This window comes from Vibrio sp. 1562 (assembly GCF_033340155.1).
Classification (GTDB): domain Bacteria; phylum Pseudomonadota; class Gammaproteobacteria; order Enterobacterales; family Vibrionaceae; genus Vibrio; species Vibrio alginolyticus.
In genome coordinates this window covers 1-2,333 of sequence record NZ_JAWOVY010000069.1, presented here as the reverse complement: position 1 = coordinate 2,333, position 2,333 = coordinate 1, and the positions used below count along the sequence as shown (strand labels likewise).

Here is a 2,333-nt window from a genome sequence, read left to right as displayed (position 1 = left end):
CAGGGGTGTCGAAAGAGTCAACTGCGGTCCAAAGCTGTTGGACTTGGGTGAAAAGGGCGTTTATTCTTCCTATACGTTCATTAGGTCATCTAGCCTTTCTTCCGCAGGTTTTGTTCTTGGTTTTTTAGGGGGTAATGTCATAGGGTTTGTCTCTTAATATCTTGTGCTAAAAGCAAATCTGATAGGGGTATCATAGCACTTAATATTGATATGCTAAAACTTAGCTCGCTGGTAGCTTCGCTATTTTAACTATCTTTTTGGTGCTTCTATAAAAAGATAAAATAAATACAATCAATAAAACATACATTATCGCACCAATCATCCATATCCAGCCATCCCAACTTGCCAGTGTTTGACCAAAAATAAAGCTAAATAATAATGGGCCGATCACCCCCGTCGTATTGGTTAAGCTGACTAGAACGCCTTGTAGCTTACCTTGGTTAGTTTGATTGACTTGAGCTGACATTAACCCCTGTAAGGCTGGTAGCGCAATACTGCCGCCGGCGAGTAAGATTAATGTAGGGTAAATCATCCAACCCTTTGTCAATAATGACAAAATAATGAATGCTGCTCCATCAACAACAAAGCCCACAATAATCGTCACTTTTTCATTGAATTTCTTGGCGATTGCGCCCGCTACAAATGCTTGGAACAAGGCATGCATGATGCCTAACCCCGCTAAAGATAGGCCGATCTCCATACTGCCCCATTGAAAACGATGTTCCGTAAATAACACCCATGTCGTTGCTGGAATTTGCCCTATCATTTGAGTCATAAAAAAGATAAATAACAATAGTATGACTGGCTTGATCACTTGCAGGAAAGGTCGCGAATTTTCTGCTGTTTCTGTGGTGTTTTTTTCAGTATTTTTGATTTTATTATCTTTAAATATCAACATAATAACTAAAAAAGAGAGCGCATTTAAAATGGCAGCAATAATAAAAGGAAGATGAGCTGAGAATTGCCCTGTAAAGCCGCCAATTGCAGGGCCAGAGATTAACCCGACACCAAAAGCCGCCCCTAAGCGTCCAAACCACTTAGTACGCTCTTGTGAAGCAGTATTGTCAGCAATAACAGAAGCGGCGACCGCACCTGTTGCGCCAGTAACTCCAGAAATTAATCGCCCAACGTATAGCATCCAAAGTGAGCTAGATAATGCAAGCAAAGTGTAATCCACAGCAGCGCCTGCAAGAGATAGTAGTAATATTGGTCGGCGCCCGAATTTATCAGACCATTTGCCAAGTAGAGGAGCAAAAAAAACCTGCATGATGGCATACAGTGCCAGCAGGATACCGTAATGATTTGCTAAATTTTCAGCCGACACGTATTCACGTAACAATGTAGGCAATACAGGCATGATCAAGCCGATCCCCATAGCATCTAGGGCGGTGATCGTTAAAGCGGTGATCGCAAATTTATTCATCGTTTTTTCTCTATCATTGATAGAGTTGGAATATATCCCTATCAGTGATAGAGTGTCAATAGAAAAAAAGAGAGGGCAGTATGGCGCGATTAGATAAAGAAACCATCATCACAGTGGCATTAGAGTTGCTAAATGAAGTGGGAATGGAAGGGCTGACAACGCGAAAACTAGCTCAAAAACTGGGCGTAGAGCAGCCTACACTATATTGGCATGTGAAGAACAAGCGCACATTGTTGGATGCATTATCTGTTGAAATGCTAAAGCGTAATCATCGTCATTCATTACCCGCAGTTGGGGAAACGTGGCAACAATTTTTACGTAATAATGCATTGAGCTTTCGTGATGCATTATTAAGTTACCGTGATGGCGCAAAAGTGCATTTAGGGACTCGCCCGAGTTCAGACCAATATGACACCGTAGAAATGCAGTTGCAGTTTATGGTGGACAATGGTTTTTCATTAAAATGTGGGTTATATGCAATAAGCGCGGTTGGTCATTTTACGTTAGGTTCTGTGTTAGAGCAGCAAGAACATATCGCAGCACTTAATGATAGGCAACAAATAGCAGATGATACGATGCCTCGACTATTAAAAGATGCTTTGCAAATTATGGATCAAGATGATGGCACAGAGGCTTTTTTATTTGGTTTAGAAGCATTGATTAATGGTTTCGAAAAGCAGTGATAAGGTGTCTGTGTTTTTAGGCTCGCACAATAGGGGGGATTTGTGCGAGTGGTGGATTTATTTAGAACATTGTTTTTCAATTTGGCGTTTTTGTTCTACCAATTTTTTAGCTGTTGCCATCGCGAGTTGTTCATCGGCTTGCATTTTTGCTAAACACAGTATTGCAAGGACGCGGAACATGCCTCATGTGGCGGCCAGGACGGCCAGCCGGGATCGGGATACTGGTC

2 protein-coding genes are annotated in these 2,333 nt (G+C 41.8%); one reads left to right on the top strand and one right to left on the bottom strand.

The genetic code is table 11. From position 1 onward, the window contains the following. Positions 1–220: 220 nt before the first annotated feature. On the bottom strand, positions 221–1,423 hold the full coding sequence (gene tet(59), locus R7Z49_RS23180; RefSeq protein ID WP_001031679.1) for a tetracycline efflux MFS transporter Tet(59): 1,203 nt from the start codon (positions 1,421–1,423) through the stop codon (positions 221–223). Positions 1,424–1,503: 80 nt separating this feature from the next. Here tet(59) and tetR point away from each other — a divergent pair, with 80 nt between their 5' ends. Then, a complete protein-coding gene (gene tetR, locus R7Z49_RS23175; RefSeq protein WP_000113092.1) occupies positions 1,504–2,106 on the top strand; it encodes a tetracycline resistance transcriptional repressor TetR in 603 nt (200 codons plus the stop codon). The last annotated feature ends 227 nt before the right edge of the window (positions 2,107–2,333 follow it).